Origin of the sequence: Muricoccus vinaceus, assembly GCF_042433125.1 — a bacterium.
Taxonomy (GTDB): Bacteria; Pseudomonadota; Alphaproteobacteria; order Acetobacterales; family Acetobacteraceae; genus Roseomonas; species Roseomonas vinacea.
The window spans coordinates 1-5,235 of sequence record NZ_JBHLVZ010000048.1 but is presented as its reverse complement, the minus strand read 5'-3'; the positions used below and the strand labels follow the sequence as shown (position 1 = coordinate 5,235).

Genomic DNA, 5,235 nt, shown 5'->3' with positions numbered 1-5,235 from the left:
CTTCGCCTGACGAGTTCGTTCCAGCCAGAGCTGGCCAACGTGACAATGCCGTTCTCGGGCATCACCCATTCATAGAAGGTCCTGCGACCTGGCGAGGAGCGGTAGGTCAGGGGCAGGCCGCGCGGGACGGAGCACGGCCTGCCAGTCCCTCAGCGCCGGAGGTTGCCGTCGAAGCGGAACTCCGGCGAGCTGCGGAGCTGGTCGCGGGTCGCGTCCACGACCGCCCGCAGCAGCCCATCCGGCGAGCGGGTCAGGACCACCGCGCTCGGCGGCACGGCGGCGAAGCGCTCGCCGATGCCGAGGAAACCGCCGACGCCGATCACCACCGCCGTGACCTCGCGCCCGTTGCCGATGACGAGGTCCTCGATGCGCCCGATCCGCTCGTCCTGGAGGTTCCTCACCTCCGTCCGCATGAGGTTCCCCGCCGTCATGTCTGCGGTCTGGACCGTGTAGTAGGGGATGACGACGGCGCCGGGCGCCACGGTCACCAAGCCGCCACCAGTGGTGCCGCTCCCGGCCTGGGGTGCCGGCGTCCCGCCCCAGCCGGGCAGGCTGTCGTTCGCGCCGCTTCTCGGGGCGGTCACGCCTGGAGTGGTAGGCGCGGGTGCCGTAGGCGCGGCCGTCTGGGCAAGTGACGTTCCCACGAGGGCTCCGGCGGCGAGAGCCGCGAGGACGAGGCGTTTGGACATAATGCGTCTCCAGCTTGGCGTGGACTTGGTTGCCGCTCAGGCCCAGGTGGCCCGTGCGGGAGTGGAAGGGCGCGCCTCCCCACCCTGCCGTCGCAGCCGGACGGCAAGGACCAGGAGCACGACCCCGAAGGCGACGGCGTAGCCGCCGAGCCACCAGGTGAGGACGAGCGCGCCCGCGAGGGGTGCGATCACGAGGAGGGCGCCCCAGAGAAGGGACAGCACCCCGCCCAGGGCGAGCCAGAGGCGCCCGCGGTTCCGGTCCAGCCGGAAGGCGGCGGCGAGCATCAGCCCGCCCGTGAGCAGCGCCCAGGCGGCGGTGACGAGCACGAAGCCGAGCACCGCGCCGACCGGGAAGAAGGCGGCGAGGACGCCCATGACGAGGTTCAGGACGCCCTCGGCCAGCAGCAGGCCCCACCGCTCGTGCGCCTGCGCGGCGCGCACGGCGGAGATGATCCCGAGGATGCCGTCGGTGAGGAGGTAGGCCGCGAAGACGAGGGCGAGCGACAGCATCGCCGCGCCCGGGGCGAAGAGGGCGATCAGCCCGAAGATGATGGCTGCCACGCCGCGCAGCGCGATCGCCCACCAGTTCCGCGCAAGGAGGGCACCCATCGCCTCGTTCCGGGCGGGTCCCGTCGGCGCCGCATCCGGCGCGGGCCGCGGCGGCAAAGCGTTGTCGTTCGTCGAAGTGCTCACGCTGGCACGTCCCCTCGGTCCATCTTGGCCTAGCCGACCGTTGCTCCGGTCCAGGCGGGCGGGTCGCTTGCCGGGAAGGATTCGCGGCTGGCCTCCACCACCTTGTCTTCCTCGGCACCGGACGTGCCCTCGGCCGGATCAGTTGCCCTCGCCTCGCGCCGCGGCTCCAGCACGACCCGGCCCGCCCCCGCATCCCAGCGCGCCAGCACCGTGTCGCCCTCCGACACCTCGCCCCCGAGCATCGCGCTCGCGAGGCGGGTCTCCAGCTCCGAGCGGATGAGACGCCGCAGCTCGCGCGCGCCGAACTCCGGCCGGAAGCCCGCCGTCGCGAGGTGGTCGAGGAGGCTGCCGTCTACCTCCAGCGTGATCCCCTGTCCGCGCGCCGTGCGCTTCACGCGCTCCAACTGGAGCGAGACGATGCTCTGGATTTGCTCTCGCCCGAGCGCATGGAAGACGATGATCTCGTCGATGCGGTTGATGAACTCCGGCCGGAAGTGCCCGCGCAGCACCTCCATCACCTGCCCCTTCAGCGCGGCCTGCCCCGCCGCGTCCGAACCGCGCCGTTCCCGCAAGTGGCGCTGGATGATTTCGGCCCCGAGGTTCGAGGTCGCGATGATGACCGTGTTGGTGAAGTCCACGACCCGGCCCTTGCCGTCCGTGAGCCGCCCGTCGTCGAACACCTGGAGGAGCGAGTTGTAGACGTCCGGGTGCGCCTTCTCGATCTCGTCCAGCAGCACGACGGCGTAAGGCCGCCGCCGCACCCGCTCGGTGAGCTGCCCGCCCTCCTCGTAGCCGACGTAGCCTGGCGGCGCGCCGATGAGGCGCGAGACCGCGTGCCGCTCCATGTATTCGCTCATGTCGAGGCGGATCATCGCGTCCTCGTCCCCGAACACCGTTTCGGCGAGCGCCTTGGCGAGTTCGGTCTTGCCCACCCCCGTCGGCCCGAGGAACAGGAAGGTCGCCACCGGACGCCGCCCCTCGCGCAGCCCGGCGCGGGCGAGGCGGACGGCGTCGCTCACGGCGCGGACCGCCTCTTCCTGCCCGACGACGCGCTCGTGCAGCCGCTCCTCCATCTTCGTCAGGCGCTGCCGCTCCTCGGTGGTGAGTTCCGTCACCGGGATGCCCGTAAGCTTCGAGACGACCTGGGCCACGTGCTCCGCCCGTACCTCGGCCGTGCCGGAACCGCGCTCGCGCCGCCAGCGCTCCGTCGCCTCCTCCAGCTCCTTCGCGCGCGCGTCGTGCCGCCCCTGGATGTCCTTCGCCCGGTCGAACTGCTTGCGGGAGGAGGCGTAGTCGCCCTCGCGCTTGAGCTGGCGGACCTGGGCCTCCAGCTCCTGCACCTCCACGGGCCGCGCGGTCGTGCTGATCTTCACCCGCGCCGCCGCTTGGTCGATGAGGTCAATCGCCTTGTCGGGTAGGAAGCGTCCGGTGACGTAGCGGTCCGACAGCTCCGCCGCAGCCGTGATCGCTTCCTCGGTAATCGTGACCTTGTGGTGCGCCTCCAGCGTGTCGCGGAGGCCGTGGAGGATCATGATCGCCTGCTCGACCGTCGGCTCCGGCACGAGGACGGGCTGGAAACGCCGCTCCAGGGCCGCGTCCTTCTCGATATGCTTCTGGTACTCGTTGAGCGTCGTCGCGCCGATGAGGTTCAGCTCGCCCCGGGCCAGCGCCGGCTTGAACACGTTGGCGATGTCGAGCCCGCCCTCGCCTCCGCCCTGCCCCGCGCCGACGATCGTGTGAATCTCGTCGATGAAGAGGACGAGGTTCTCCTGCTGGCCCTGGACCTCCTTCAGGATCTCCTGCACCCGCTCCTCGAACTCGCCCCGGTACTTCGCCCCTGCGACGAGGGAGTTGATCGAGAGCTCGACGAGGCGCTTGCCACGGAGGGATTCCGGCACCTCGCCCGCGATGATGCGCTGGGCGAGGCCCTCGACGATTGCGGTCTTGCCCACCCCCGGCTCGCCGATGAGGACGGGGTTGTTCTTCTTGCGCCGTGCCAGCACCTCGACCGTCGTCTCGATCTCGCGGGCGCGACCGATCACCGGGTCGAGCTTGCCGTCGGTCGCCAGCTTCGTGAGGTCGCGGGCGTACTTGTCGAGGTTCGGGGTATTCGTCGGGCGCTCGACGCGCCCTTCCTCGGCGCCGCGGCCGACCACCTTCACGACCTGCTGCCGCAACGCCTGGGGCGTCAGGCCGAGGCGGCGGAGCGTCGTCCCAGCTACCCCTTCGTCCTCCTCGGCGAGGCCGATCAGGATGTGTTCCGGCCCGACGTAGGAATGCCCGAGGTCGCGGGAGGCGGCGAAGGCGCGGCCGAGCGCGTCCTTCACGCGGGGCGAGACGCCGATCTCGCCGCCCTCGCCCCGCCCTCCCCCGTCGCCGCGGCGGGCGTCGCGCTCCAGCCCCGCGCGTAGCTCGTCGGGGGAGACCTTGAACTGCTCCAGGGTCGTGCGGACCACGTCGCTGTCCGCGAGGGCGTGCAGCAGGTGCTCCGTGTCCACCTCGCGCCGGCCCCACTCCCCCGCCGTGCGGGCTGCCTCCTGGAGCAGCTCGTTCGTGTGCTCGGACAGGCGCTCGGTGGCCGCGCTCCTCGCACCGGCGCCGCGGCGACCGCCGATCGGGATAGAAGTCCCGCCCTCGGCGTCCCCCCCACGGCGTCCCGCACCGACCTCGCGCGGGTCCCGCCCGCCGAACAGGCTGCCGCCGAAGAAGTCGTCGAGGAGGCCCCCGCCGCTCCCGAACAGGGATTCCAGGGGTGAACCTCCCCGTCCCCCGCCCCGCGCCACGAGGCGTCGGTAGTCCACGTCGCAGAGGTTCATCGTCCGGCGCCGGCCGTTGCTCACGACCTCGGCGCGAAGCGTGGCGGGGCGGGTTTGGCAGAGGTCACAAAGAGTTTCGGACATCGTGGATTCGTCCTCCCGGACGATGTTTCTCTCGTGGTGATCTCGGTTCTAGGCCAGTGCGCGAGCCGACGAGGGTAGCCCGCCGCCCCGCGTGCTGCTCCCTCAGCCCCTGTCAGGCGGACGGCTGTTCCCTGCCGCACCCGAGGGCTGCCCACCCGTCGCCTGCGGCTGCTCCGGGGCACTCGCGCCGGCCGAAGGCGGGGCGCCATTGGCGTTGGCCGGCACCGACGTGCCTCCTGTGCCCGTTCCCGCCGATGCCACGCCCTCGCCCGATCCCGACCCCCTAGCCGGCTGGATCTGGATACGCCCACCACTCTTCTGCTGCTGCGGGCGGGGAAGTGCGATCCGCAGCACGCCGCGGTCGAACTCGGCCCGTACGCCCGACGGATCGGGGGAGTAGGGTAGGCGGAAGGAGCGCTGGAACCGGCCGAAGCTCCGCTCGGTAAGGTGCAGCCCGGCGTCCTCGCGCGTCCGCTCCTCCTTCTTCTCGCCGGAGAGCGTCAGGAGGTCACCTTCCAGCCGCAGCTCGACGTCGTCCTCCGACATGCCCGGGAGTTCGGCCGCGATCTCAAGGCCACCCTCAGCCTCGCGCACGTCGAGCGTGGGAGCGAAGCCGCCCATGCCGGCCGCGCCCCGGACCGCCGCGGGGAAGCCGCGGAATACCTCGTCGAAGGCGCGGTTCACCTCTCGCTGGAGAAAGCCTAATGGGTCGCTGCCCTGCGGGACGAGGCTGGGACCAAAAAGGCGGGAGACCATCGCAGTGTTCCTCCTCCACATCGTTCACAAAAAAAACGGCGGCGATGTAGCCCTCCAAACGAGGAAAGCAACTCCCCTCCCCGGGGTTGCTTACGCTGATGTGACAACTGTGCCCGCCGTGGGCCAGGAGGAGCGATGCCCGAGAACGGCATTGTCACGTTGGCCAGCTCTGGCTGGAACGAACTCGTCAGGCGAAG

The 5,235-nt window shown here is 71.1% G+C and carries 4 protein-coding genes; all 4 read right to left on the bottom strand.

The genetic code is table 11. The features are described from left to right. Positions 1-149: 149 nt before the first annotated feature. The 4 genes from ACFFIC_RS16540 to ACFFIC_RS16525 all read right to left on the bottom strand — a co-directional run bounded on the left by ACFFIC_RS16540 (position 150) and on the right by ACFFIC_RS16525 (position 5,038). A complete protein-coding gene (locus ACFFIC_RS16540) occupies positions 150-584 on the bottom strand; it encodes a PRC-barrel domain-containing protein (protein WP_377052305.1) in 435 nt (144 codons plus the stop codon). Between the two features lie 141 nt (positions 585-725). Then, positions 726-1,382, bottom strand: a complete 657-nt coding sequence (locus tag ACFFIC_RS16535; protein WP_377052303.1) for an HdeD family acid-resistance protein — start codon at positions 1,380-1,382, stop codon at positions 726-728. Positions 1,383-1,411: 29 nt separating this feature from the next. Continuing rightward, complete coding sequence (locus ACFFIC_RS16530) at positions 1,412-4,282, bottom strand: ATP-dependent Clp protease ATP-binding subunit (RefSeq protein ID WP_377052301.1); 2,871 nt, start codon at positions 4,280-4,282, stop codon at positions 1,412-1,414. A gap of 102 nt (positions 4,283-4,384) precedes the next feature. Then, positions 4,385-5,038 carry an Hsp20/alpha crystallin family protein gene (locus ACFFIC_RS16525; RefSeq protein WP_377052299.1) on the bottom strand — a complete coding sequence of 218 codons (654 nt, stop codon included), beginning with the start codon at positions 5,036-5,038 and terminating at the stop codon, positions 4,385-4,387. Positions 5,039-5,235: the final 197 nt, after the last annotated feature.